This is a genomic window from Pseudomonas sp. G2-4 (genome assembly GCF_030064125.1).
GTDB lineage: Bacteria > Pseudomonadota > Gammaproteobacteria > Pseudomonadales > Pseudomonadaceae > Aquipseudomonas.
Genome location: NZ_CP125957.1, coordinates 5,485,026 through 5,511,177, shown reverse-complemented (window position 1 = coordinate 5,511,177; position 26,152 = coordinate 5,485,026). Strand labels below are relative to the sequence as shown.

Sequence of the window (26,152 nt, the reverse complement as noted above, 5' to 3'; positions counted from 1 at the left end):
GTGTTACCGGGATGACTGATGCGTTTCAGCCCGGGAGAGCGTCCCGAATATGACTGTCCGGTACCGGAACAGGGGATGGTCTTCGTCAGTGGGAGGGCAGGCGTTCCAGGCCGGCAAACGGGCACGCGGCAAGCAGATCCTTGAGCCGGCGCCCATCGGCCAGGCGCAGGTCGGTGGGCGCCAGTTCCGCCAGGGGATACAACACGAAGGCCCGGGCCTGCATATGGTAGTGGGGGACTTTGAGGCGGGGCTCGTCGATCAGGCGATCGCCAAACAGCAGAATATCCAGGTCCAGCGTGCGCGGGCCCCAACGCTCCAGGCGTTCACGGCCTTGTCCGGTTTCGATGGCTTGCAGCGCATCGAGCAGGTCCAGCGGCGCCAGTTGGCTGTCCAGCGCTGCCACCGCGTTGGTGTAGCGCGGCTGGCCGGGCAGCAGGGAATCGCTTTGATAGAACGCTGAAACGCCGGCCAGCTGGGTGTCGGGCAGTTGCGCCAGTGCCTGGATGGCACTGCGCAACTGTTCGCTGGGTTCGGCCAGGTTGCTGCCCAGGCCGATGTAGATGCGTTCCATCGATTACTCGCCCGAAGCGCTCGGCGCGCCGGCGCGTTTACGCTTGGCGCCGCTGCTGCGGCGACGCTTGCGCGGGCCGCTGGCGCCGTCGTCCTTGCCGCTGAGCTCACGAATCATGTCGCGGCGCTCGCTTTCGTTGGCGTCCTGATAATCGGTCCACCATTCACCCAGGCCATCGGTCTCCTCGCCAGCGCTTTCGCGCAACAGCAGGAAGTCGTAGCCGGCACGGAAGCGCGGGTTGTCCAGCAACAGGTCGGCACGTTTGCCGCTGCGCCGTGGCAGGCGTTCCTGCATGTCCCAGATCTCGCGGATCGGCATGGTAAAGCGTTTTGGAATCGCGATGCGCTGGCACTGTTCGCTGATCAACTCGTGGGCCGCTTCCTGCATCGCTGGAATCGGTGGCATGCCACGTTCCTGCAGACGCAGGACCCGGGCCGGCAGGGCAGGCCAGAGCAGGGCGGCGAACAGGAAGGCCGGGGTCACCGGTTTGTTCTGCTTGATGCGCAGATCGGTGTTGATCAACGCGTCGCTGATCAGCGTGTGGGTGTAGGTCGGGTTGTGCTCCAGCGCCTCGGCGCTGGCTGGGAACAGCGGGTCGAACAGCTGCAGGTCCACCAGCATCTCGAAGGTGTCCGCCGCGTGGCCCGACAGGAACAGCTTGAGCACTTCTTCGAACAGGCGAGCCGAAGGGATCTCCCGCAGCATTGGCGCCAATTCACGAATCGGCGCAGCGCTGTGTTTTTCGATACCGAAATCCAGCTTGGCGGCGAAACGTACGGCCCGCAGCATCCGTACCGGGTCTTCCTGGTAACGTTGCTTCGGATCGCCAATCAGGCGGATCAGGCGATTGCGGATGTCATGTACGCCGTTGGCGTAATCGAGGATGCGCTCGCTGACTGGATCGTAATACAGGGCGTTGATGGTGAAGTCGCGGCGTTGCGCGTCTTCTTCCAGCGAGCCATAGACGTTATCGCGCAGGATGCGCCCGCTCTCGTTGCGAGAAGACTGGTTGCTGTCTTCTTCTTCATCGTTTTGCGGGTGATTGGCGCGGAATGTCGCCACTTCGATGATTTCGCGACCGAAGTGGATATGGACCAGCTTGAAGCGCCGGCCAATGATCCGCGCATTGCGAAATTCGGCCCGTATCTGTTCCGGCGTGGCGCTGGTGGCGACGTCGAAATCCTTGGGTGTGATGTTGAGCAGCATGTCGCGCACGCAACCGCCGACCAGGTAAGCCTGGTAACCGGCATTCTGCAGGCGTTCGACAATGTTCACTGCATAACGGCTGAACTGGGCCTTTTGCAGGGAATGCTGGCCGCTGTTGAGCACTTCAGGCGTGCTGCGAATGTGTTGCGTACGACGCAAGGGAGAACGGAATGACTGGAACAGCTTCTTCAGCATGGGATGCACTGTTTGAAGGAATATTCGGCCAAAAACGAAGAATGACCGCATGATGGGCGGGGATTCTAGCATTTAGTCGAGGGATGGTGTAGGACCGAGCAGTTTTGAGCTGCAAGCTGTAAGCGACAAGCTTTGTAGGCTTCAGGGAAGGGGAATGACAGAAACCACAAGGGGAGCCGAAGCTCCCCCAGAATGAGTTACGTGCTCTATTTTTATTATTGGTTTCGGGCTTCTTGTTTTTGTTGAGTGCCCGCGCCACAAGGATTTTCCTTTGTGACCCTCCCAATCGGGAGTCAAGAGCAAACGGATTGCTTTGGTCGCTGTGTTGCAGTGATCAATCGATCCAACCAGTTCAGGCACCTGTCTTGAGACAGTTTTTATTGTTCTCGGCCTGGTTGTGGGGCAAGCCCCAAATACAACGCCTCTCCAAAAGAATCAGTTAGCTGCGCCTCTCGCCGTCTTGTTTTTATTGTGCGTGAGTCGATTCGTCTTATTTTTATTGTCTTGTGCATTGCTTGTTATTGTTCTTGTACCAAAGCTATAGCAGGGTGCGTGCCAACTTTTTAAAAGCCCAGTAAAACCGGGGCTTCTAGGCTTATAGCGGTTTTTCCGGGGCGAAAAAAAGCCGGGGTTTCGTTACCGTAAACCCCGGCTTCTGTTACGTGAAAAAACTGAGGTAACAGTTTTTTCACATTCACTGTGGGAGCGAGCTTGCTCGCGATGGGGGATCAGCTTGCCGATGGGGCGACTGACACACCGCTATCGCGAGCAAGCTCGCTCCCACACAGTCAGCTTTCGCTGGCCACCCCTGTCTTGCGTCGTGGAATGCCCAGGCGCTGGCGGCGTTCCCACAGGCATTTGCGGCTCACGCCCAGCTTGCGTGCCAGTTCGGTCTCGGTCATGTGGTCCTGGTGTTCCAGGACGAAATGCTGGAAGTAGTCTTCCAGTGACAGATCTTCGGTGGGCTCATGGCTGGTGTTGTTGGCCGCGCCCTGTTGCGGGGCCAGACCGATGAATTCCTCATCGTCCAGATCGCTGAGCTCGATGTCGATGCCCAGCAGATCGGCGGAGATCTCCGGGCTCTCGCACAGGATCACCGCTCGCTCCACCGCATTCTCCAACTCTCGGACGTTACCCGGCCAAGCGTAATGACGAATCGCCTGCTCGGCGTCCGGGGCAAACGTCAGGTCGGTGCGGTTGACCCGGGCGCTCTGGCGAGCGAGGAAGGCATTGGCGATTTCGTTGACGTCCGCGCCGCGCTCGCGCAGGGCTGGCAGCTTCAAGGCGATGACGTGTAGACGGTAGTAAAGGTCTTCACGGAACTGGCCGATCTTCGCCAGGCTCTTGAGGTCACGGTGGGTGGCCGCGATCAGGCGTACGTCGACCTTCTGCGACTGCACCGAGCCGACCCGGCGGATTTCGCCTTCCTGAAGTACACGCAGCAAGCGTGCCTGGGCTTCCAGCGGCAGTTCGCCGATTTCATCAAGGAACAGCGTGCCACCGTCCGCCGCTTCCACCAGCCCGGCACGCCCGGCACTGGCGCCGGTAAACGCTCCTTTCTCGTGACCGAACAGTTCGGACTCGATCAGGCTTTCCGGGATCGCCGCGCAGTTCACCGAGATCATCGGCGCCTTGGCCCGGCGAGAGAGGTTATGCAGTGCCCGGGCCACCAGTTCCTTACCGGTACCGGACTCGCCCTGAACCAGGACATTGGAATCAGTCGGCGCCACTTTGCGGATCTTGCTGTACAGGTCCTGCATGGGCGGGCAGGAACCGATGATGCCGATTTCGCCATTATGGTTGCTGGCGCCGGCTTTCGCCGCAGCCGCAGTCTTGCCCGCGGGTTCCGCCGTGTTGCCGGTTGCCGTCTGTCGGTCGCGCAGGATGCGGGCCACGGCCTGGAGCATCTCGTCGTGATCGAAGGGCTTGGCGATGTAGTCCACGGCGCCCATTTTCATGGAGTCGACGGCCGAGCGCAGGCTGGCGTAACTGGTCATGATCAGCACCGGCGTGCCTTGGCCAAGCTTGATCAACTCGGTGCCGGGGGCGCCGGGCAGACGCAGGTCGCTGACGATGAGGTCAAACGTTGGGATGCTGAAACGCTCTTGTGCTTCCTGCACTGAACCGGCTTCGCTGACCTGGTACTGGTTGCGTTCCAGCAGGCGGCGCAAGGCGGAGCGGATAATTGTTTCGTCTTCGACGATCAAAATGTGCGGCATTGATTCGATTCTCTCGACGGTCTCAGTTCACAGCGGACGTCGCTTCGACATGACGCGGCAAGGTTACCCGGATACGGGTGCCGCGTTGGCTTTGTACATCGGCCGGGCTGTCGATGGTGATTTGTCCATAATGCTCTTCAACGATGGAATAGACCAGTGCGAGGCCCAGACCGGTGCCTTCGCCAGGATCCTTGGTGGTGAAGAAAGGTTCGAACAATCGGTCCATGATGTTCTGTGGGATACCGCTGCCTTCGTCTTCGACGATCAGGTCGATCGTGTGTTCGCTGGCTTCGCTCTTGACCCGCACCGCGCTGCCCGCCGGTGAGGCGTCCCGGGCGTTGGAGAGTAGGTTGATCAACACCTGGGCGAGCCGTTGGGGATCGCCGTCGACCCAGTGATCCGGATCGCACAGATTGAAGAATTGCACTTCGAAGTTGCGCCGGTTGAGTGCTAGCAGACCAATGGCATCCTGGGCGACTTCGGCCAGACAGACGGGCTCATCGTTATGTTGGTGGCCGCCTGCATGGGCGAAGCTCATCAGCGACTGGACGATGCGCGATACACGCTTGGTCTGTTCGAGGATCTGGCCACTGATTTCCGTCAGTTCGCCGTCATCCTCACGCTCTTCGCGCAGGTTCTGCGCCAGGCAGGCGATGCCGGTGATCGGGTTGCCGATCTCGTGGGCCACCCCGGCGGCCAGTCGGCCGATGCTCGCCAGGCGTTCGGAGTGGACCAACTTGTCTTCAAGCATTTGGGTATCGGTCAGGTCTTCCACCAGCAGCACCAGGCCGCTGTTACCCGGCGCCAGAGGCTCGTCGATCGCCGCCTTGTGCAGGTTCAACCAGCGCGTCTGGCCGTCGAGGGCCAGGTGTTGTTTATGCAGATGTTCGTCCGGCAGGTCGATGAAGCCTTGCAGCAAGCCTTTCCACGGCTCGCCCAACGTGCTCAGGCGTGAACCGACCACGCGTTGGGCAGCGATGCCGGTCAGTTCTTCCATGGCCTTGTTCCACATCAGGATTTCCTGATCCTTGGCCAGGGAGCACACGCCCATCGGGAGCTCTTGCAGGGTCTGGCGGTGATACCGGCGCAAGGCGTCCAATTCGGCGGCAAGGCCCGTGAGGCGCGAGTGATAGTCCTCGAGGCGGCTTTCGATGAAGTGGATGTCTTCGGTGACGTAGTTCTCGCCGCCGGCCTTGTAGGGCAGGAACGTCTCGACCATGTCCTGGGCCACGCTGGGGCCCATCAAGCCCGACAGGTTGGCTTCGATCCGGTCCCGCAGACGGCGCAAGGCGTAGGGGCGGCGTTCATCGAAGGGCAGATAAAGGTCGCGCAGGGCCTGTTCGACTTCCTTTTGTGCGGCCTTGGCCCCCAGGGGCTTGGCCAGTTGCGTGGCGAACTCCTGGGGCGAGGCGGCGTGCAATTCGCGGCGTTGCGGACGGCGGACGTTGTCCACCGCACAGGCTTCGGCGGCGCTGGCCTCTTCGCTGCTGGCGTTGGTGAAGAGCGAAATCAGAGTGAACATCAGCACGTTTGCCGCCAGGGAGGCGATGGCTGCCATGTGCCAACTGGTGTCGTCGAGCACGTAAATCATGTTGAGCAGCGGAATATAGAAACCCTGCAAGTTGCCTACCAGTGGCAACAGCATCGCGACCAGCCACACCAGGATCCCAGCCAGCAGACCGGCGATAAAGCCGCGACGATTGGCGGTCGGCCAATACAGCACCGACAGCACGCCGGGCAGGAACTGCAGGGTGGCGACGAAGGCGACGATGCCCAGGTTGGCCAGGTCCTGCCCTTCACCCAGCATCAAATAGAAGCCGTAGCCGGCCATGATGATGGCAACGATTAATGCTCGACGGGTCCACTTCAGCCAGCGATAGATATTGCCCTCGGCCGGTGGCTGGTAGAGCGGCAGCACCAAATGGTTGAGGGCCATGCCCGACAGCGCCAGCGTGGTGACGATGATCAGCCCGCTGGCCGCCGACAGGCCACCGATGTAGGCCAGCAATGCCAAGGCCTTGCTGTTGGCGGCGATGCCGATGCCCAGGGTGAAGTATTCCGGATTGGTGCTGGCCCCCAGTTTCAAGCCCGCCCACAGGATCAGCGGCACCGCCAGGCTCATCAGCAGCAAAAACAGCGGCAGGCCCCAGCTCGCGCTGACCAGCGAACGCGGGTTGAGGTTTTCGGTAAAGGTCATGTGGTACATGTGCGGCATCACGATCGCCGAGGCGAAGAACACCAGCAACAGCGTGCGCCACGGGCCTTCCTGCAAGGGCGTGTGCAGGGCGGCGAGGGCGGTCTGGTTCTGCAGCAACCACACTTCCAACTGTTGCGGGCCATCGAACACGCCGTACAGGGCATAGAGGCCGACACCGCCGATGGCGATCAGTTTGATCACTGATTCGAAGGCGATGGCAAACACCAGGCCTTCGTGTTTCTCCCGCGTGGCAATGTGCCGGGAACCAAAGAAAATCGTGAAGAGGATGATCAGCACGCAGAAGCTCAGCGCCACCCGGTGCTGCACGGGCTCTCGGGTCAGGATGCTGATGGAGTCGGCCACGGCCTGGATTTGCAAGGCCAGCAACGGCAATACGCCGACCAGCATGAAAATGGTGGTCAGCGCGCCGGCCCAGGTGCTGCGGAAACGAAAGGCGAACAGGTCGGCCAGGGATGACAGTTGGTAGGTGCGGGTGATTTTCAGGATCGGGTAGAGCAATACCGGCGCCAGCAGGAACGCGCCCGACACGCCGAGGTAACTGGACAGGAACCCATAGCCGTACTGATAGGCCAGCCCGACCGTGCCATAAAACGCCCAGGCGCTGGCGTAGACGCCCAGCGACAAGGTGTAGGTCAGCGGGTGTCGGATGATCGCCCGGGGGATCATGCCTCGTTCGCTGATCCAGGCCACGCCGAACAGCACCGCCAGGTAGGCTGCGCTGATCAGGATCATCTGGGTCAGGCTAAAGCTCATCGGCATCTTTTTGGCTCTGCAGGATGAAGGTCACGACAATCAGGATCAGCCAGAGCAGATACGGCCGATACCAGGCACCCGTGGCATCGATCCACCAATCCATGATGGCCGGGGAGAACAGGTAAATCCCCACTACCAGGAGCAGGACCAAGCGATAGATATACATCCCGGCCTCTCTTATTTATGCACGTGCCCGAAAACGTGCGGCGATGGTAACGGATGGGCGCCAAGCTGCAAGGGCCGTCAACGTATTTGCGCTTCGGGCAGGCTCAGTGTGCGCGGGATCTTGGCTGCATCCCAGTGGCGAACGCCCCAATCCAGCAGCTCCCGTGGGCTGGCATCGGCCAGCTCTGAGCCCGGTTGCTGGCCCAGCGCGCGCAACGCCCGCAACAGCAGCGGCGTGGCCTGATCGGCCGCCAGCGGTGGCGAGCGATAGGACTTGCCCAGCTTGTGCCCGTCCGGCTGGGTGATCAGCGGTACGTGCAGGTAACGCGGTTGTGGCAGCTCGAGCAGTTCTTGCAGGTACAGCTGGCGCGGCGTGGAGTCCAGCAGGTCGGCCCCGCGCACGATATCGGTCACCCCTTGCCAGGCGTCGTCCAGCACCACCGCCAGTTGATAAGCGTAGAGCCCGTCACGACGGCGAATCACAAAGTCACCGGCCTCGCGGCCCAGGTGCTGGCGAAACTCGCCTTGGACCCGGTCGGTGAAGTGGTACACAAGCTCCGGAACGCGCAGGCGGATGGCGGCGTTTTCAGTGCCATGCCCGGCGTTGCGACACCATCCAGGGTAAATGCCCTGGTATGCCTCCAATTGTTTGCGCGAGCAGGTGCATGCGTAGGCCAGGCCCTGGCTGAGCAGCCGGTTGATGACCTGGTCGTAGGCCTCATGGCGCTCGCTCTGGCGGACCATCTCGCCGTCCCATTCAAACCCGTAGCTTTCCAGCGCCCGGAGAATCGCTGTTTGCGCGCCAGGTTCCTCCCGTGGCGGGTCGAGGTCTTCCATGCGTAACAGCCAGCGTCCGCCTGCGGCCCGGGCGTCCAGATACGACGCCAGCGCGGCGACCAGCGAGCCGAAGTGCAGGTGGCCGCTGGGGGTGGGGGCGAAGCGGCCGAGGTAGGGGATGGTGGGCGTCATGGGAAGAATGTTACTAGGTCCGGTTTGGCAGGAACATGTATCTATCTGCGATCACTCTGTGGGAGCGAGCTTGCTCGCGATGGCGGGGTGTCAGTCACATGGATGCTGGCTGATCCAGCGCTATCGCGAGCAAGCTCGCTCCCACAGGGTTTTGTCAGGCTTGGAGAAAGTTTCAGAAACAAAAAACGGAGCGTGTGAACGCTCCGTTTTTTTGTGACAGCCCGGGCAATTACTTGCCGACCTGTTTTTCCTTGATTTCCGCCAGGGTCTTGCAGTCGACACACATGTCCGCGGTTGGACGTGCTTCCAGTCGCTTGACGCCGATCTCGACGCCGCAGGACTCGCACCAACCGTATTCTTCGTCTTCGATCAGTTGCAAGGTCTTGTCGATTTTCTTGATGAGCTTGCGCTCACGGTCACGGGCGCGCAGTTCCAGGCTGAATTCTTCTTCCTGGCTGGCACGGTCGGCCGGGTCAGGGAAGTTGGCCGCGTCGTCTTTCATGTGGTCCACGGTGCGGTCGACTTCCTGCATCAAGTCCTGTTTCCACTTATTCAGGATCTTGGTGAAGTGCGCGCGCATGGGGGCGCCCATGTACTCTTCGCCAGCTTGCGGGACGTAAGGCTCAAACCCGCTGAGCGACTGATTTTGATTCTGCTTTGCTTGGGTGGGCATGAATGGACCGCCTCTACTCTTGTAATCCACTACGCAGGATTGCTCCATCACCGACACCTGCCGGCCCTGCGGCTGCAAGCGGGCGAACTTACCAGATCAAATCGGGCCGCGCTACTCCCGGTTGTCGAGCCTGCGGCTGCCGGGGCTTTGTAAAGCGTGGTCGGGTTCGGTTCGGTGCAGATGTAATCCTGCTCAATGCTTGATTCTAGTCAAGCCTGGGCCAATCGCCGGAGTCATTTCCAGAAATTCGAGGGCTCTGACCGCTTCAGGTTCGCCCTCGTTCCCACAGTTGTTTCTGACTTGGGTAGAGAGTTGGGTAGAATCGGTTCTTTTTTACCTGAAGGAAGGCTAATGGCTCAGCCCTACAGTGCGCGTAGCCGCGCCATCGAACCTTTCCATGTGATGGCGCTGCTGGCCCGTGCCAATGAATTGCAGGCTGCGGGGCACGACGTCATTCACCTGGAGATCGGCGAGCCGGACTTCACCACGGCTGAGCCGATCATCCAGGCTGGCCAGGCGGCGCTGGCGGCGGGCAAGACCCGCTATACCGCTGCCCGCGGCATCCCCGAATTGCGTGAAGCCATCGCCGGTTTCTACGCCCAGCGCTACGGAGTGGACATCGATCCTCGACGGATCCTGGTCACCCCGGGCGGCTCCGGCGCGTTGCTGCTGGCCACGGCTTTGCTGGTGGACCCGGGCAAGCATTGGCTGCTCGCCGACCCGGGCTATCCGTGCAACCGGCACTTCCTGCGGTTGGTGGAAGGCGCGGCGCAATTGGTGCCAGTGGGTCCGGACGTGCGTTACCAGTTGACGCCGGATCTGGTGGACCGCCATTGGGACCACGACAGCGTCGGCGCGTTGGTGGCGTCGCCGGCCAACCCGACCGGGACAATCCTGACCCGGGACGAGTTGGCCGAGTTGTCCAAGGCTATCAAACGGCACAACGGCCATCTGGTGGTGGATGAGATCTACCACGGCTTGACCTACGGCACCGACGCCGCCAGCGTGCTGGAAGTCGACGACGATGCTTTTGTCCTCAACAGTTTTTCCAAATATTTCGGGATGACAGGTTGGCGGCTGGGCTGGCTGGTGGCTCCTTCGGCAGCCGTTAGCGAGCTGGAAAAACTCGCGCAGAACCTCTACATCAGTGCGCCGAGCATGGCCCAATACGCGGCCCTGGCCTGTTTCGAACCCGCCACCATCGAGATCTTCGAGCAGCGTCGGGCCGAGTTCGCGCTGCGGCGTGACTTTCTGCTGCCGGCCCTGCGTGATCTGGGCTTCGGTATCGCGGTAGAGCCGGAAGGGGCGTTTTACCTCTATGCCGATATCAGCGCCTTCGGCGGCGACGCCTTTGCGTTCTGCCAGCACTTCCTGGAAACCGAACACGTGGCTTTCACGCCGGGGTTGGATTTCGGGCGTCATCAGGCCGGCCACCATGTGCGTTTTGCCTACACCCAGAGCCTGCCGCGGCTTCAGGAGGCGGTGGAGCGCATCGAACGTGGACTGCGGAGCTGGCAAGGCTGATGCTTTTTTTCCCTGCTTTGGAAGAAGGTCGACTGATTCGACGTTACAAGCGTTTTCTCGCCGATATCGAGACCATTCATGGCGAGTTGCTGACCATTCACTGCCCGAACACCGGTTCGATGCTCAATTGCATGGCCGAAGGCGCACGCGTCTGGTTCAGTCGCTCCAGCGACCCCAAGCGCAAGCTGCCCGGCACTTGGGAAATCGGCGAAACCCCGCAGGGAAGGCTCGCCTGCATCAATACCGCACGGGCCAATGCCTTGATCGAAGAGGCTCTGCGCGCCGGGGTCATCAGCGAATTGAACGGGTTTACCGGGCTCAAGCGTGAGGTGGCCTATGGTCAGGAAAACAGCCGTATCGATTTCAGACTGGACTACGAAAACAGTTCGGCCTGGGTCGAAGTCAAAAGCGTCACGCTGGGTTTTGATGGTACGAACGTGGCGGCGTTTCCCGATGCGGTGACCTTGCGCGGGGCCAAGCATCTGCGCGAACTCGCCTGTCTGGCCCGGGAGGGCGTACGGGCGGTGCAGCTGTATTGCGTGAACCTGAGCGGCATTGAAGCGGTGCGCCCGGCGCAGGAAATCGACCCGGTGTACGCGGCTGCCTTGCGCGATGCGGTGGCGGCGGGGGTAGAGGTGCTGGCCTACGGGGTCACGCTGACGCCCGAGCAGATGTGGGTGGATCGTCCGCTGCCGGTGTTGCTCGAACCGCTACAACTGCACCCAGATGCCTTGCTCGTCCTCCCGGCAGTCTAACGCCACCAGGGACTGACCGGCGCAGGGGCCGGCCACGCACTCACCGCTTTCGATCAGAAACAGTGCGCCATGGGTGGCGCACTGGATCAGGCTGGCGCTGGGGTCGAGAAACTGGTCGGGTTGCCATTCCAGTGGCACGCCGCGGTGCGGACAGCGGTTGAAATAAGCATAGACCTGGCCCGCGCGCCGCACCGCCAGTACCTTGCGTCCATCAATGTCGAAGCCGCGACTGCCGTTGTCGGGCAATTGGTCGGCGGTACAAAGAAACTTCATGTGTGTCTCGATATTTGTCGAGTGAATCCACTGTGGGAGCGAGCTTGCTCGCGATGACGAGGGTACATTCAACATCTTGGTGACTGACACGTCGCTATCGCGAGCAAGCTCGCTCCCACAGGGTTTCGTGTGGCTAAAGGTTCATGCTTGACGGCTAAATGAAAACAATTATCAAATGGCGCCTCCTTCGCAGGGGCTGAGGATACTTGGCCAGGCGGGTCCATGCTCGACCCTGTGGAAAACTTCTTTGAGGAAGCTGCCTGATGCGCCTGAATATCCGCGTTGTTGCGCTCTGTGTCGCACTGCTGACTAACCAAGGGGCCACTGCGGCCGATTTGCCACAACGCTGGGTCAGTGCCGGCGGCGCATTGTCGGAATGGGTCAGTGCCTTGGGTGGCGAGTCGAAATTGGTGGGCGTGGACACCACCAGTCAGCATCCCGAATCCTTGCGGGCCCTGCCCAGTATCGGTTATCAGCGACAGCTGTCGGCGGAGGGCGTGCTGAGCCTGCGGCCGCAGATCCTGGTGGGCACCGAAGAAATGGGGCCGCCGCCGGTGTTGTCGCAAATCCGTAGCGCCGGGGTACGGGTTGAGTTGTTCTCGGCTACACCGGATCTGCCGACCCTTCAGGGCAATTTACGGCACCTGGGGCAGTTGCTGGGGGCCGAGGCCGAGGCGGCGCAGTTGTTTGACCGCTATCAAAAACAGCTCGCCGAGCAAAATGCCCGGGTGACCGAAGCCCGGCGTAAACAAAAGGCTCCCGGCGTATTGCTGTTGGTGGGCAGCTCCGGCGGCAAGTCATTGGTCGCGGGCAAGGGCACTGCCGCCGACTGGCTGTTGCAGCAGGCCGGCGGTCACAACCTGGCGACCCATAGCGGTTACAAGCCGTTTTCCGAGGAGACCCTGGCGAGCCTGAATCCCGAAGTATTGGTCTTCGCCGACCGCGCCTTGAGCGGTGAAGAAGCCCGCGCGGCATTGTTCAAGGAAAACCCGATCCTCTCATCGACCCGGGCCGCCACTGCTGGGCGTGTCATCGAACTCGACCCGACGCTGCTGGTAGGTGGCTTGGGTCCGCGGTTGCCGCAAAGCCTGGCGGAACTGACGGCCGGGTTCTATCCGACCCCGTCGGCCAAGGCGCCATGACTCGGTCGGTCAAGCCACGCACCCTGTTCATCGGCCTGAGTCTGCTGTGTCTGCTGGCGATCTGGCTGTCCCTGGCCCTGGGGCCGGTAAGCTTGCCGTTGTTCGATACCCTGCGCGCCGCGTTGCGCCTGTTGGGTTTGCCGGTGGCCGCCGATGGCCTGGAGCAGGCCGAACTGATCCTCGGCCAGATCCGTTTGCCGCGCACCTTGCTGGGGCTAGCGGCGGGCGGGGTATTGGCGTTGTCCGGTGTGGCGATGCAGGGGCTGTTCCGCAATCCCCTGGCTGATCCGGGATTGGTGGGGGTTTCCGCCGGCGCGGCGCTGGGTGCGGCCTTCGCCATTGTCGGTGGTTCGGCGCTGGGTGGATTGCCCGAGGCCTTTGGTCCCTACGTGTTGTCGTTGTGTGCATTTCTCGGTGGGCTCGGGGTCGCGGCGTTGGTCTATCGCCTCGGTCGACGCAACGGCCAGACCCACGTCGCGACCATGCTCCTGGCCGGTATTGCCCTGACCGCGTTGTCCGGTTCGGCCGTTGGGCTGCTCACTTACCTGGCGGACGACGCAACCTTGCGCACCCTGACGTTCTGGAACCTGGGCAGTCTTAACGGCGCCAGCTACGCGCGGTTGTGGCCGCTGTTGCTGGTCAGCGCCGGGGTAGCACTGTGGTTGCCACGTCGGGGCCGGGCGCTCAATGCATTGTTGTTGGGTGAATCCGAGGCGGCCCACCTGGGCGTCGACGTCGAAGGCCTCAAGCGTGAGCTGGTGCTCTGCACGGCCTTGGGCGTGGGCGCGGCGGTGGCGGCAGCGGGCATGATCGGTTTTGTCGGGCTGGTGGTGCCCCATCTGGTGCGGCTGGTGGCGGGCCCCGACCATCGCGTCCTGCTGCCGGCTTCAGTGCTGGCGGGGGCGAGCCTGCTGCTGTTCGCCGACTTGGTGGCGCGCCTGGCATTGGCGCCGGCGGAGTTGCCGATCGGCATCATCACGGCATTTATCGGGGCGCCCTTCTTTCTCTATCTGTTGCTGCGAGGGCGCGCCTGATGTTGCGAGCGCAGAACCTGCACATTCACCGTGGCCGAAAAACCGTGCTGGCGGATGTCGACCTTGTGCTTCAACCCGGCGAAGTGCTTGGGGTGCTCGGGCCCAATGGCGCCGGTAAAAGTACCTTGCTGGCGGGCCTGTGCGGCGAATTGCGCCCGGCCCGGGGAGAGGTTTGGCTCGATGATCGGCCGCTGGCGCAGTGGAACGGTGCCGAGCGCGCCCGTCGCCTGGCGGTGTTGCCACAGTCTTCGACCCTGGATTTTGCCTTCCGCGTCGAGGAGGTGGTCGGCATGGGGCGCCTGCCTCATCAAAGTGGTCGAGTGCGCGATGAGCAAATCGTCGCGTCGGCGTTGCAAATCGCAGACGCGACGCATCTGCACGGGCGGAGTTACCTGGCCTTATCGGGTGGCGAACGCCAGCGCGTGCATCTGGCGCGGGTGCTCGCGCAACTGTGGCCGGGAGAGCCGGGGCAGACCTTGTTGCTGGATGAGCCAACCTCAATGCTTGATCCCCTGCATCAGCACACCATCCTGCAGGCGGTGCGTGAATTCGCCGATCGCGGCGCTGCCGTGCTGGTGATCCTGCATGACCTGAACCTGGCGGCGCGTTACTGTGATCGCCTGTTGCTGCTCGCGTCCGGCCGACCGGTCGCCCTGGATACCCCCCAGCAAGTGCTGCGCCCGGAGCCGCTCAAAGCGGTGTTTGGCCTGGAGGTGCTGGTGCAACCCCATCCGGAACGCGGGCATCCATTGATCATCGCCCGCTGAGGGTTCCTTGAGGATATAGACGTGCGCCTGATCCTGATGCTGGCATTGACTCTATTGACGGCGTGTCAGAGCCTCACGCCGCCCCCGGTCGACGGGCAGATCCGAGATATGCACACTGGCCAGGCCCTGACGCCCCAAGCACTGACCGAACGCCTGGCGAAAGCACCCCGGGTGGTGGTGGGCGAGCAGCACGACAATCGAGATCACCACGCCTTGCAGCTATGGCTGCTCCAAGCCTTGGCTGGGCAGCGGGATCAAGGCAGCTTGTTGCTGGAAATGCTGACGCCATCCCAACAGCCGCGAGTGGACGCAGTCCGCCGGTTACCCGCCTTGCCAAAGGATCTGCCTGGGGCATTGGATTGGTCGCCGGGCTGGGACTGGAGCCTGTATGGGCCCGTCGTCGAGTTCGCCCTGGCGCAACATTATCCTTTGCTGGCCGCCAATCTGGATGCCGCCGAGATCCAACGCTTCTATCGCCAAGCGCCGGACTTGAACGGCACCCGCGCCAATGCGGAGGCTGTAAAGGACGCGCTCCTGGGACAGATCCGCGAATCCCACTGCGGCCTGCTGCCGGAATCACAAATGCCGGCGATGCTGGCCGTCCAACAACAGCGTGACCGGCGCATGGCTGAACGTCTACTGAGCGCACCGACGCCCGCATTGCTATTGGCCGGCGCCTGGCATGGACGCAAGGACGTCGCGGTACCGCTGCACACGCTGGACCTCGGCGCTGACGAAGCACCCATAGTCCTGATGCTGGCCGAGGAGGGCAGCGACGTGACATCAGCCATGGCCGATTACGTGTGGTACACCCCCGCCACACCACCTCAGGATTACTGCGCGCAGATGCGGGAGAACATGAAGGGTTGAAGCCGCTTGTACGGACCGGACACAGGGTTGACGACTGTGCGGGGACATAGTGGACACTTTTCCGCGAACCAATTCGCCGAAAAGCCGCTTTTGCTTTTGCTTTTGCTGTGGACGTTGATCTCGGCGCCCCATTAACCACGCTGGCCGAACGCAGGCATTGCGCAGTGGGCAACCCGGCATGGATGCCGGGTTAGCCGCGCTGGACCATGGATGGTCCTTCGCGGCGGCCCACGGAGCAATGCCGGAGTGAGGGCATGCCGAGCCTAGGCGAGGCACCAAGTGGTGGGGCAAAGCGCTTTGGTTACTTTCGCGCTTTTCGAAAGTGACCCGCCGTCAGGGCGGAACCCTAAGCAGCCATTACCCCAGAAACGGATATTCACACGGTCTCCGAATCTCGCGAGTAGCCCCGTAGAGGGGGCTTTTGTGCAGACAAAAAAAGACCCGGCAAGAGCCGGGTCAAATAACCGTGATTAGCCTGATGAGGAGATATCTGAGAGTCCGAACCAAGGGCTGTTCAAATATCGACCAGTCTCGCGACCGGATGCGCTAATCATAGCGATTCTCATTACCATGTCAAACATTGTTTTTCCAAATCGCCAAAACAACCCGATCAATCACAGCACCCATCGAAAGACAAAGAAGAAAATCAGACCTTATGACGCGTAGAAATAGCATCCAACTGCTGATTAAGGGCTTCCTTGCGCTCGGCAGGAATGTCGTTCCAATGAACATCCATCAACGCGCCTTCAATGGCATACAACAACACCTTGGAAGCCCGGAAGCCGCGAGTGCGCACGGCCCGATAGGCATCCACCGCGCCAAGCCGGCGTAAATCCGAGGCGCTATGAATGCCCACGGCATGCAGCCACTGGGCGGATGTCTTGCCCAGATTCTTCAGGTGTTGCAGTTCATCATTCATCGAGCCTCCTTGCGACGGCCGACTGGTGCGTTGGGCAAGCTTCTGAGCAGTGTAGCGGTCAGTAGGAAAAGCGTGATTCTTTGGTGGGATTCAACGCAAAAGCTTCTAATGCATTACGCACGATGGAGTGGAAGGCGCAGCAAGGTGCATCGTCCAGCGCGAGCGGGGGCGCTGGAGCTCAGTCCGGTCTGTGGAGGTCTGCCGCGTGTATCGGCCTACCCGGTTTCCACAGTGTCAGCGGGTACGGTAACGCAACCGGGTGCCGAAATTCATCGACATCAGGATTTCGTCGGCAGACAACTCAGGCGGGAAGTAGGCGCCGGAGATTTGCGCATGGGCCAGGCTCGCGCCTTCCAGCGACGATTTGCGAAAATCAATGCCGCGCAGATCGGCGGAACGGAAATAAGCATCGCTGAAGTCAATGTTGTCTGCGTTCAGTTCCCGCAGATCAAGGCCGCGAAAATCACCGCCACGCATGTCGACCGGACCTTGAGGGCGTTCGCTGTTGAAACCTGCAACATCGTCTTTGCGCAACAAGGCATAAAGCGGGGTATTGAGAAGCTTGGGTTGGCTCATTTCATATCACCTGTTGGTTTTATGACGCCAGTATAGTGCCACTATTTGGCGGCCGTGAAGCCGGGTATCGCCTCACGACCGAAATAGTTACTTACAGACCTGGCAGGCGCTGACGGATCTGTGCGACCACAACATCGAGTGTGCCGCTTTCGTTGGTTTGGACCCGTTTGCTGCAGAGAATTTCCGTCGGGGTGAGGGCTTCACGATTGGTTTGTTGTGCTGCGATGACGGCCAGGTTCGCGTCTGAAGGATCTTTCTGGTCGGCCTGACGCTGCGCCAGCCGGCTTTCGATGACGGCTTGCGGCGCATTGCAGTCAAGGATCAGGAACGGAGCGCCAGTGGCTTCGGCGACTTTCGCTGCTGCGTCGCGCTGATCGCACTTGAGGTAAGTGGCATCGACCACCACCGGGAAACCGGCGCGCAGGATCACGTCGGCGATCTCATGCAGGCGGGCATAGGTGGCGCTGCTGGCGTCGCTGCTATAGATGCCAGCCTGTGGGTCGTTGGGTACTGGTTGCTCACCGAACAGGCGCTTGCGCTCCACGTCCGAACGCAAGCGAATCGCCCCCAGCGCTTCCACCAGGCGCATGGCGACGTGGCTTTTGCCAACGGCCGAAACGCCGTGGGTAATGGCCAGGAAACAAGACGGGATGGTGCTGTAGCTTTCGGCCAGGTTGGCATAGTTGCGGTATTGGCGAAGGGTGGTGGCGCGCTGCACCGGATCGGCTTCGGCTGGCATGCTGAACAGCGCGACCTTGGCACGGACCAGGGCGCGGTAGGCTTTATAGAAGTTCAGCAGTTCCAGTCCCTGGTAGTCGCCGGTCAACTCCAGGTATTGGCTGACAAATCGCCGCGCCAGCGACTTGAGGCCACGGTCTTCCAGGTCCATCGCCAGGAACGCCGTGTCGGCGTAGACGTCGGTGAAGCGGAACGGCTCGTTGAACTCGATGCAGTCGAAAATCACCACGTTGCCGTCGATCAATGTGATGTTGCCCAGGTGGATATCGCCATGGCATTCACGGATGAAGCCTTCGGTCTTGCGCTCGGTGAGCAGCGGCTTGAGGCGTTCGAAGCTGCTTTCGGCCCAGGCTTGCAGCGCTTCGAGTTGTAGCAGGTCAGCCTTGTCGCTGAGGAACGGACGAATCTGTTCGAAGTTCTGCAGCACGGGCGCCATCACGCTGTCCGGGGTGCCGGCGGCATTTTCTGCGGGCACCTTCGGCGTGCTCAGGTGAAATTGAGCGATCTGCGCGGCCATCTCGTCGATGTGCGCGGTGGTCAGTTCGCCGTTGGCTTGCAAGGTGCTGAGCAGTTGGCTTTGCGGGAACTGACGCATCTTCAGCGCGTATTCGATGGCGGGGCCGTCGCCGCCCAATTGCGGCGCTTCGACGCTGCCGGTAATCGGCAGGACTTCCAGGTACAGGTCCTGGGTGAGGCGCTGGTTCAGGCGCAACTCTTCCGCACAGAAATGCTGGCGCGCCTCCAGGCTGGTGAAATCGAGGAAGCCAAAATTGACTGGTTTTTTGAATTTGTAGGCGTAGGGCCCGGTGAGCAACACCCAGGAGATGTGGGTTTCGATGACCTGGAACCCTTCGACGGGATGCGGGTAGAGGGCCGGGTTTTGCAGGGCAGCGATCAGGGATTGGCTCACGGGCGGTCCTTCAGAGTCTGGAAAATTCAAGGCCGTCATTATGGCGGCAAGCCGCGCTAACGCAAACCTCGTCGGCCTCATGTTGAACCGCCGCAAAGTGCGTATAATCCGCCGCCATGACTCGTACCCGATCCTCCCGTACCCCCAAGAAACCACCCGCCAGCCGCCTGCGGCCCTGGCTGGGCTGGGCCCTTAAACTCAGCCTGGTTGGCCTCGTCGTGCTCGCCGGTTTCGCGGTCTACCTCGATGCCGTGGTCCAGGAGAAGTTCTCCGGCAAGCGCTGGACCATTCCGGCCAAGGTCTATGCTCGACCGTTGGAGCTGTTCGTCGGACAAAAACTGAGCAAGGGTGATTTCCTGACCGAACTCGATGCCTTGGGCTATCGCCGTGAAAGCGTGGCCAATGGCCCGGGCGCGGCGTCGGTCAATGGCAATACCGTCGACCTCAATACCCGCGGTTTCCAGTTCTACGAGGGCGTGGAGCAGGCACAACCGGTGCGGGTGCGTTTTTCCGGCGACTATGTGGCGGCACTGACCGGTGCCAACAACGCCAGCCTGTCGGTGGTACGGCTCGAACCGCTGTTGATTGGCGGCCTGTACCCCAAGAACCTTGAGGACCGGATCCTGATCAAGATCGACCAGGTGCCGCCGTTCCTGCTCGATACGCTGATCGCCGTCGAAGACCGCGACTTCTATCATCACTTCGGCGTCTCGCCCAAGTCGATTGCCCGGGCCATCTGGGTCAACACGTCCTCGGGTCATATGCGCCAGGGCGGCAGTACCCTGACCCAACAGTTGGTCAAGAACTTCTACCTGACCAACGAACGCAGCCTCAGCCGCAAGCTCACCGAAGCCATGATGGCGCTGCTGTTGGAATTGCATTACGACAAGCAGGAGATTCTGGAGGCTTATCTCAACGAGGTATTTGTCGGCCAGGACGGCCAGCGGGCGGTGCACGGTTTCGGCCTCGCCAGCCAGTTCTTCTTCAGCCAGCCGTTGTCCGAGCTCAAGCTGCATCAGGTGGCGTTGTTGGTGGGCATGGTCAAGGGGCCGTCTTCCTACAACCCGCGGCGCAATCCGGAACGTGCCCTCGAGCGGCGCAACCTGGTACTCGACCTGCTGCAACAACAAGGCGTGGCGACGGCCGAGCAAGTCGAAGCGGCAAAGAAAATGCCACTGGGCGTGACCAAGCGCGGCAGCCTGGCGGACAGCTCGTTCCCCGGTTTCATGGACCTGGTCAAGCGCCAATTGCGTCAAGATTACCGTGACGAAGACTTGACCGAAGAAGGTCTGCGGATCTTCACCAGTTTCGACCCGATCCTGCAGATGAAGGCCGAAGCGTCGGTCGAGGACACCTTCAAGCGTCTTGGCGGACGCAAGGGCGCCGAGGAAGTCGAAGCCGCCATGGTGGTGACCAACCCGGAAACCGGCGAAGTCCAGGCCATGATCGGCAGTCGCCAAGCCAGTTTCGCCGGTTTCAACCGGGCGCTGGATGCGGTCCGCCCGATTGGCTCCCTGATCAAGCCGGCGGTGTACCTCACTGCGCTGGAGAAACCGAGCCAGTACACGCTGACCAGTTGGCTGTCGGACGAGACGTTCTCGGTCAAGGGCGCGGACGGCCAAGTCTGGAAGCCACAGAACTATGATCGCCGCTCCCACGGCACGGTATTCCTGTACCAGGGGCTGGCGCACTCCTACAACCTCTCGACGGCTCGCCTCGGGCTGGAAGTCGGCGTGCCGAACGTACTCAAGACCCTGGCGCGCCTGGGGGTCAGCCGCGAATTCCCGGCATTCCCGTCGATGCTGCTGGGGGCCGGTGGCCTGACGCCAATCGAGGTGGCCGCCATGTACCAGACGCTGGCCAACGGTGGTTTCAATACGCCGATGCGCGGGATCCGCAGTGTGCTGACCGCCGATGGTGAACCGCTCAAGCGTTATCCGTTCCAGATCCAGCAGCGTTTTGATCCGGCGTCTATTTATCTGATCCAGAGCGCCATGCAGCGGGTCATGCGTGAAGGCACCGGCAGTTCGGTTTATAACGTGTTGCCCCGGACCCTGAATCTGGCGGGCAAGACCGGTACCAGTAACGACTCGCGTGACAGTTGGTTCGCCGGTTTCAGCCAGGATCTGCTGGCCGTGGTCTGGCTCGGCCGTGATGACAACGGCAAGACCCCGTTCACCGGTGCCACCGGCGCGTTGCAGGTCTGGACCAGTTTCATGCGCAAGGCCGACCCTTTACCGCTGGACATGCCGCAACCGGACAACATCGTTCAGGCCTGGGTCGATTCGCGCACCGGACAAGGCTCCGATGCCAATTGCCCGGGCGCCGTACAGATGCCGTATATTCGCGGCAGCGAGCCGCCACCCGGTGCTGCCTGTGGCGGCACGAATCCCGCCGAGTCGGTGATGGATTGGGTCAAGGACTGGATGAATTAAGCAAAGAGGGTTTCAAGTGAACAAGTGGTTGATTCCAGCGGTAACGGCCGTGGCTTTGCTCAGTGGTTGCTCTACCGTTCAGCGCGGCTCGATTCCAGTGGTCGACTCCGGCACGGCGGTTTCCAACAGTGAGCGGGTTTCGGCCAACGGCGGTTTCCGGCAAACGACCGTGAAGCGGCCGGTGCAGGGCCAGCCCCAGGCGATTCCCCAGGGCGACACCGGTGTCGTGGTGATGGTGCCGGGTGGCGGAGCCGTGACTTCGGCGCCGATCAGCAGCGCGCCGATCACACCAGGTCCGATCACGCCGGGCCCTATCGAGACCTCGCCGATCGATCAGGGCAGCTACAGCATGCCTTCGACGCCGAGCAGCATTCCGTCCACCCGTTCGGGCGGTTTGTCCGCCGACGAGCAGTTGGACGGTCCGGTGCTGGCCCTGCTCACCACGGCGCAACAGCAGCAGGCCGGGGGTGACCTCAATGGTGCGTCCTCCAGCCTGGAACGTGCCCAGCGTGTCGCACCGCGCGAACCGCAGGTGCTTTATCGCCTGGCCCAGGTGCGCATGGCCCAGGGCGATGCACCGCAGGCGGAACAACTCGCCCGTCGTGGCCTGACCTTCAGCAGTGGTCGTCCGGCACTTCAGGCCAGCCTGTGGGAGTTGATCGCCCAGGCCCGTGAGAAACAAGGCGACTCCGCGGGCGCGGCACTGGCCCGTCAGAAGGCCAAGGTTTCGCTCTGATGGATACACGTTTTCCCCAGATTGCCGATCAGTTGCTGCTGATCGAGCGGGAACTGCGGGTCCAGGGCTGGTGGAGCAGTGTTTCGCCTTCGGCCGAAGCGCTGGCCAGTGTCGAGCCGTTCGCGGTCGACACCCTGGACTTCGAACAATGGCTGCAATGGATTTTCCTGCCGCGAATGAAGGCCATCCTGGAGAATGACCTGCCGCTGCCCAACGCCTCGGGCATCCTCGCCATGGCTGAGATGGTCTATGCCCAGCGGCCCGGGCAGGGCGTGGAGTTGCAGCGGCTGTTGGCGCAGTTCGATCGGATGATCAGTAACGTCGGCTGATCGACGTTACTGGCAGTGCTCATCGATCTGCTTGCGGTTTTCCTCGATGCGCTGGCGCCGCTCTTCGTCAGTGAGGCGGCGCATTTCCCCTTCTACGTCTTCGCGCACCCTCGGGTTGTTTTGCAACTGCGCCAGGTTGGTCCTGGCCTGTTCGCAAAATGCCTTGAGCTGAGCTTCCTGTTCGGCAATCTGTTTCTTGACCTCTTTGTCGATCGCCTTCTGGTCGCCAATGACCCCGCCGGAAGGAGGCGCTGGCGGTTTGGCGACGGACGGCGAGGATTTGATCACGGTCGTCGCCTCCGCGCCTTGGGGCGGCTGGGAGCCGAAGTGGGTCACCCCCTGGGCATCGACCCATTTGTAGACCTGGCCGGCCATGCACATCGGGCTCAGGCCAACCACCAGGCTGGCCGTCAAGAAGAACATTCGCATGCTGTTTCCTTGTCATGGGTTGCGCAATTGAAGCTAACACAGTTGCCGTTTAAAGGTTTTTTCTTGCGTTCTCATGCGGTTAGTTCGAATAAAGCACATTGACGACTTGACTTGCAGAAGGCGAAACAGAAGAATCCAAAGTCCGCTGTAGAGGGACTGCCAGAAGCAGACCCACTCGGCAGATCATGAGGTGCACATCCGCGCCGACCTGTTACACCCGCAACGCGTTACCTCGCGCTGGGTGGGAAAGGCCCGCAACACTTGGGACGATCCCAATACTTGCTCAGTCAGTGCTGACGTAGTCGGCGACCACCGTCGCTCATGCTCTGCCGAGAAGTAAACCTATTAAGACCCGTCCCCTTTTGAGGGTCGGTATTCTGGCGTTTTAGAGGTGAACAACGTGGAGCTTTTATCTGGCGGTGAGATGCTCGTCCGCTTTTTGCGTGACGAAGGCGTCAAGTATATCTACGGGTACCCCGGTGGTGCTCTTCTTCATGTCTATGATGCGCTGTTCAAAGAACCGGAAGTGACTCACATCCTGGTTCGTCACGAGCAAGCGGCGACCCATATGGCTGACGGCTATGCCCGTGCCACCGGCAAGGCCGGCGTGGTACTGGTGACTTCCGGTCCAGGCGCCACGAACGCCATCACCGGTATCGCCACGGCGTACATGGACTCCATCCCAATGGTGATCATCTCCGGCCAGGTGCCCAGCACCCTGGTTGGCACCGATGCGTTCCAGGAAACCGACATGATCGGTATCTCCCGGCCGATCGTGAAGCACAGCTTCATGATCAAGCACGCGTCGGAAATCCCGGAAGTCATGAAGAAGGCCTTTTACCTGGCTGAATCCGGTCGTCCGGGCCCGGTCGTGGTCGATGTTCCGAAAGACATGACCAACCCGGCCGAGAAGTTCGAATACATCTTCCCGAAGAAAGCCAAGCTGCGTTCCTACAGCCCGGCCGTACGCGGGCACTCCGGGCAAATCCGCAAGGCCGCCGAAATGCTGCTGGCGGCCAAACGCCCGGTGCTCTACTCGGGTGGTGGCGTGATCCTCGGCGGTGGCTCCGCGCCGCTGACCGAACTGGCGAAGATGCTCAACCTGCCGGTCACCAATACCTTGATGGGTCTGGGCGCCTACCCGGGCACCGACCGTCAGTTCATCGGTATGCTCGGCATGCACGGCAGCTACACCGCCAACCTGGCGATGCACCATGCCGATGTGATCCTGGCCGTCGGCGCGCGTTTCGACGACCGTGTCATCAACGGCCCGGCGAAGTTTTGCCCGAACGCCAAGATCATCCACATCGACATCGATCCAGCCTCCATCTCCAAGACCATCAAGGCAGACGTGCCGATTGTCGGTCCTGTGGAAAGCGTGCTGACCGAAATGGTCGCCATCCTCAAGGAAATCGGCGAGACACCGAACAAGGAGTCCGTGGCCAGTTGGTGGAAGCAAGTTGATGAGTGGCGCGGCGACCGTGGCCTGTTCCCTTATGACAAGGGCGACGGCAGCGTGATCAAGCCGCAGACCGTGATCGAGACCCTGTGCGAAGTGACCAAGGGCGATGCCTTTGTGACCTCCGACGTGGGCCAGCACCAGATGTTCGCTGCGCAGTACTACAAGTTCAACAAACCCAACCGCTGGATCAACTCCGGTGGCCTGGGCACCATGGGCTTCGGTTTCCCGGCGGCCATGGGTATCCAGTTGAGCTTTCCGGATGCCGACGTTGCCTGCGTCACGGGCGAGGGCAGTATCCAGATGAACATCCAGGAGCTGTCCACCTGCCTGCAGTACGGTCTGCCGGTGAAGATCGTGATCTTGAACAACGGTGTGCTGGGTATGGTTCGCCAGTGGCAGGACATGAGCTACGGCAGTCGTCACTCGCACTCCTACATGGAGTCGCTGCCTGATTTCGTCAAGCTCGCAGAGGCCTATGGTCACGTCGGCATGCGCATCACCGAATCCAAGGACTTGAAGTCGAAGATGGAGGAGGCGTTCGCCATGAAGGGCCGTCTGGTGGTCATCGATATTTCGGTCGACACCAGTGAGCACGTCTACCCGATGCAGATCAAAGACGGCTCCATGCGCGATATGTGGCTGAGCAAGACGGAGCGTACCTAATCATGCGACATATTATTTCCCTGCTTCTGGAAAACGAACCGGGTGCTCTGTCCCGTGTTGTGGGGCTGTTCTCGCAGCGCAACTACAACATCGAAAGCCTGACCGTGGCGCCAACCGAAGACCCGACCCTGTCGCGTCTGACGCTGACCACTGTTGGCCACGATGAGGTCATCGAGCAGATCACCAAAAACCTGAACAAGCTGATCGAGGTGGTCAAGCTGGTGGACCTGTCGGAAAGCGCTCACATCGAGCGCGAACTGATGCTGGTCAAGGTCAAGGCCACCGGCGCCCAGCGCGCCGAGATCAAACGCACTACCGATATTTATCGTGGGCAGATCGTCGATGTCAGCGCCAGCGTCTATACCGTTCAGTTGACCGGTACCAGCGACAAGCTCGACAGCTTCATTCAATCGATCGGCACTGCCTCGATTCTCGAAACCGTACGCAGTGGCGTCACCGGGATTGCCCGTGGCGACAAAGTACTGAGCATCTAAACCAAATTAGCGAATGGCCTGAATGGCCGGATAGAGGGGAAATTCATGAAAGTTTTCTACGATAAAGACTGCGACCTGTCGATCATCCAGGGCAAGAAAGTCGCCATCATCGGCTACGGTTCCCAAGGTCACGCCCAGGCGTGCAACCTGAAGGATTCCGGCGTTGACGTGACCGTTGGCCTGCGTAAAGGCTCGGCCACCGTTGCCAAGGCCGAGGCCCATGGCCTGAAAGTCACCGACGTGGCTTCCGCCGTTGCCGCAGCCGACCTGGTCATGATCCTGACCCCGGACGAGTTCCAGTCTGCCCTGTACAAGAACGAAATCGAGCCGAACATCAAGAAAGGCGCCACCCTGGCCTTCTCCCACGGTTTCGCGATCCACTACAACCAGGTTGTGCCGCGCGCCGACCTCGACGTGATCATGATCGCGCCGAAGGCTCCGGGCCACACCGTGCGTTCCGAGTTCGTCAAAGGCGGCGGTATCCCTGACCTGATCGCGATCTATCAGGATGCTTCCGGCAACGCCAAGAACGTTGCACTGTCCTACGCCGCTGGCGTTGGTGGCGGTCGTACCGGCATCATCGAAACCACCTTCAAGGACGAGACTGAAACCGACCTGTTCGGCGAGCAAGCCGTTCTGTGCGGCGGCACCGTCGAGCTGGTGAAAGCCGGTTTCGAAACCCTGGTTGAAGCGGGCTACGCGCCAGAAATGGCCTACTTCGAATGCCTGCACGAACTGAAGTTGATCGTTGACCTCATGTACGAAGGCGGTATCGCCAACATGAACTACTCGATCTCCAACAACGCCGAATACGGCGAGTACGTGACCGGCCCGGAAGTCATCAACGCCGAGTCCCGTCAGGCCATGCGCAACGCCCTGAAACGTATTCAGGACGGCGAATACGCCAAGATGTTCATCAGCGAGGGCGCCACCGGCTATCCTTCGATGACCGCCAAGCGTCGTAACAACGCCGCACACGGTATCGAAATCATCGGTGAGCAACTGCGCTCGATGATGCCGTGGATCGGTGCCAACAAGATCGTCGACAAAGCCAAGAACTAAGTCGCGAGCTTGATCAAAAAACGCGGCCCTGGCCGCGTTTTTTCGTTTGGGCGGTAGCTTCTGGT

At 61.1% G+C, this 26,152-nt stretch carries 24 protein-coding genes; 12 read left to right on the top strand and 12 right to left on the bottom strand.

Annotation, left to right across the window (positions count from 1 at the left end; all coding sequences use genetic code 11):
* Positions 1–85: 85 nt before the first annotated feature.
* The 7 genes from folK to dksA form a co-directional block, all read right to left on the bottom strand.
* Positions 86–571 carry a 2-amino-4-hydroxy-6-hydroxymethyldihydropteridine diphosphokinase gene (gene folK / locus QNH97_RS24130; protein WP_283554225.1) on the bottom strand — a complete coding sequence of 162 codons (486 nt, stop codon included), beginning with the start codon at positions 569–571 and terminating at the stop codon, positions 86–88.
* 3 nt (positions 572–574) lie between these two features.
* A complete protein-coding gene (locus QNH97_RS24125; protein ID WP_283554224.1) occupies positions 575–1,972 on the bottom strand; it encodes a polynucleotide adenylyltransferase PcnB in 1,398 nt (465 codons plus the stop codon).
* A gap of 788 nt (positions 1,973–2,760) precedes the next feature.
* Entirely contained in the window at positions 2,761–4,191 is a 1,431-nt protein-coding gene (locus tag QNH97_RS24120; protein ID WP_283554223.1) for a sigma-54-dependent transcriptional regulator, read from the bottom strand.
* Positions 4,192–4,213: 22 nt separating this feature from the next.
* Complete coding sequence (locus QNH97_RS24115; RefSeq protein WP_283554222.1) at positions 4,214–7,168, bottom strand: sensor histidine kinase; 2,955 nt, start codon at positions 7,166–7,168, stop codon at positions 4,214–4,216.
* The gene (locus QNH97_RS24110) at positions 7,152–7,328 is read right to left on the bottom strand and encodes a hypothetical protein (RefSeq protein ID WP_003176118.1); all 177 of its coding nucleotides are present in this window, start codon (positions 7,326–7,328) and stop codon (positions 7,152–7,154) included. The genes QNH97_RS24115 and QNH97_RS24110 overlap by 17 nt, the downstream gene beginning before the upstream one ends.
* Positions 7,329–7,405: 77 nt before the next feature.
* Positions 7,406–8,296 carry a tRNA glutamyl-Q(34) synthetase GluQRS gene (gene gluQRS, locus QNH97_RS24105; RefSeq protein WP_283554221.1) on the bottom strand — a complete coding sequence of 297 codons (891 nt, stop codon included), beginning with the start codon at positions 8,294–8,296 and terminating at the stop codon, positions 7,406–7,408.
* A 229-nt stretch (positions 8,297–8,525) separates the two neighbouring features.
* Complete coding sequence (dksA, locus tag QNH97_RS24100; RefSeq protein ID WP_018609331.1) at positions 8,526–8,969, bottom strand: RNA polymerase-binding protein DksA; 444 nt, start codon at positions 8,967–8,969, stop codon at positions 8,526–8,528.
* Between the two features lie 351 nt (positions 8,970–9,320).
* Between dksA and QNH97_RS24095 the strand changes: the two genes are divergently transcribed.
* Positions 9,321–10,493 (top strand): pyridoxal phosphate-dependent aminotransferase, encoded by a 1,173-nt coding sequence (locus QNH97_RS24095; protein ID WP_283554220.1) that lies wholly within the window; start codon positions 9,321–9,323, stop codon positions 10,491–10,493.
* Positions 10,493–11,248 carry a DNA/RNA nuclease SfsA gene (gene sfsA, locus QNH97_RS24090; RefSeq protein WP_283554219.1) on the top strand — a complete coding sequence of 252 codons (756 nt, stop codon included), beginning with the start codon at positions 10,493–10,495 and terminating at the stop codon, positions 11,246–11,248. Before QNH97_RS24095 ends, sfsA begins: the two co-directional genes overlap by 1 nt.
* On the opposite strand, the gene QNH97_RS24085 is transcribed toward sfsA, so the two are convergent.
* Positions 11,204–11,521 (bottom strand): Rieske (2Fe-2S) protein, encoded by a 318-nt coding sequence (locus tag QNH97_RS24085; protein ID WP_283554218.1) that lies wholly within the window; start codon positions 11,519–11,521, stop codon positions 11,204–11,206. The two genes, sfsA and QNH97_RS24085, sit on opposite strands and share 45 nt — an antisense overlap.
* A 263-nt stretch (positions 11,522–11,784) precedes the next feature.
* Here QNH97_RS24085 and QNH97_RS24080 point away from each other — a divergent pair, with 263 nt between their 5' ends.
* From QNH97_RS24080 to QNH97_RS24065, 4 genes are read left to right on the top strand one after another with little or no spacing between them, the layout of a single operon-like run.
* On the top strand, positions 11,785–12,663 hold the full coding sequence (locus tag QNH97_RS24080) for a heme/hemin ABC transporter substrate-binding protein (RefSeq protein WP_283554217.1): 879 nt from the start codon (positions 11,785–11,787) through the stop codon (positions 12,661–12,663).
* A 50-nt stretch (positions 12,664–12,713) separates the two neighbouring features.
* Entirely contained in the window at positions 12,714–13,697 is a 984-nt protein-coding gene (locus QNH97_RS24075; RefSeq protein WP_283557544.1) for a FecCD family ABC transporter permease, read from the top strand.
* Positions 13,697–14,464: a heme ABC transporter ATP-binding protein gene (locus QNH97_RS24070; protein WP_283554216.1), complete on the top strand. Its 768-nt coding sequence runs from the start codon at positions 13,697–13,699 to the stop codon at positions 14,462–14,464. Before QNH97_RS24075 ends, QNH97_RS24070 begins: the two co-directional genes overlap by 1 nt.
* A gap of 21 nt (positions 14,465–14,485) precedes the next feature.
* Complete coding sequence (locus tag QNH97_RS24065) at positions 14,486–15,334, top strand: ChaN family lipoprotein (protein ID WP_283554215.1); 849 nt, start codon at positions 14,486–14,488, stop codon at positions 15,332–15,334.
* 646 nt (positions 15,335–15,980) lie between these two features.
* Here the strand turns inward: QNH97_RS24065 and QNH97_RS24060 are convergent.
* The 3 genes from QNH97_RS24060 to QNH97_RS24050 all read right to left on the bottom strand — a co-directional run bounded on the left by QNH97_RS24060 (position 15,981) and on the right by QNH97_RS24050 (position 18,477).
* Complete coding sequence (locus QNH97_RS24060; protein ID WP_283554214.1) at positions 15,981–16,253, bottom strand: TfoX/Sxy family protein; 273 nt, start codon at positions 16,251–16,253, stop codon at positions 15,981–15,983.
* Between the two features lie 234 nt (positions 16,254–16,487).
* A complete protein-coding gene (locus QNH97_RS24055) occupies positions 16,488–16,829 on the bottom strand; it encodes a pentapeptide repeat-containing protein (RefSeq protein ID WP_283554213.1) in 342 nt (113 codons plus the stop codon).
* A gap of 91 nt (positions 16,830–16,920) precedes the next feature.
* Positions 16,921–18,477 (bottom strand): bifunctional aminoglycoside phosphotransferase/ATP-binding protein, encoded by a 1,557-nt coding sequence (locus QNH97_RS24050; protein ID WP_283554212.1) that lies wholly within the window; start codon positions 18,475–18,477, stop codon positions 16,921–16,923.
* Positions 18,478–18,593: 116 nt separating this feature from the next.
* On the opposite strand from QNH97_RS24050, the gene mrcB reads away from it, so the two are divergent.
* Genes mrcB through QNH97_RS24035 form a run of 3 tightly spaced genes read left to right on the top strand, consistent with a single transcriptional unit; the run spans position 18,594 to position 21,977 of the window.
* Positions 18,594–20,912: a penicillin-binding protein 1B gene (gene mrcB, locus QNH97_RS24045; protein ID WP_283554211.1), complete on the top strand. Its 2,319-nt coding sequence runs from the start codon at positions 18,594–18,596 to the stop codon at positions 20,910–20,912.
* A 16-nt stretch (positions 20,913–20,928) separates the two neighbouring features.
* Entirely contained in the window at positions 20,929–21,648 is a 720-nt protein-coding gene (locus QNH97_RS24040; RefSeq protein WP_283554210.1) for a tetratricopeptide repeat protein, read from the top strand.
* On the top strand, positions 21,648–21,977 hold the full coding sequence (locus QNH97_RS24035; RefSeq protein WP_283554209.1) for a YqcC family protein: 330 nt from the start codon (positions 21,648–21,650) through the stop codon (positions 21,975–21,977). The genes QNH97_RS24040 and QNH97_RS24035 overlap by 1 nt, the downstream gene beginning before the upstream one ends.
* A 6-nt stretch (positions 21,978–21,983) precedes the next feature.
* Here the strand turns inward: QNH97_RS24035 and QNH97_RS24030 are convergent, their stop codons facing one another.
* Positions 21,984–22,406: a DUF4124 domain-containing protein gene (locus QNH97_RS24030; RefSeq protein WP_502944433.1), complete on the bottom strand. Its 423-nt coding sequence runs from the start codon at positions 22,404–22,406 to the stop codon at positions 21,984–21,986.
* Between the two features lie 400 nt (positions 22,407–22,806).
* Here QNH97_RS24030 and QNH97_RS24025 point away from each other — a divergent pair, with 400 nt between their 5' ends.
* From QNH97_RS24025 to ilvC, 3 genes are read left to right on the top strand one after another with little or no spacing between them, the layout of a single operon-like run.
* A complete protein-coding gene (locus QNH97_RS24025) occupies positions 22,807–24,531 on the top strand; it encodes an acetolactate synthase 3 large subunit (RefSeq protein WP_283554208.1) in 1,725 nt (574 codons plus the stop codon).
* 2 nt (positions 24,532–24,533) lie between these two features.
* Positions 24,534–25,025: an acetolactate synthase small subunit gene (gene ilvN / locus QNH97_RS24020; RefSeq protein WP_003176102.1), complete on the top strand. Its 492-nt coding sequence runs from the start codon at positions 24,534–24,536 to the stop codon at positions 25,023–25,025.
* Positions 25,026–25,070: 45 nt separating this feature from the next.
* Complete coding sequence (gene ilvC / locus QNH97_RS24015; protein WP_003185459.1) at positions 25,071–26,087, top strand: ketol-acid reductoisomerase; 1,017 nt, start codon at positions 25,071–25,073, stop codon at positions 26,085–26,087.
* Positions 26,088–26,152 lie beyond the last annotated feature (65 nt).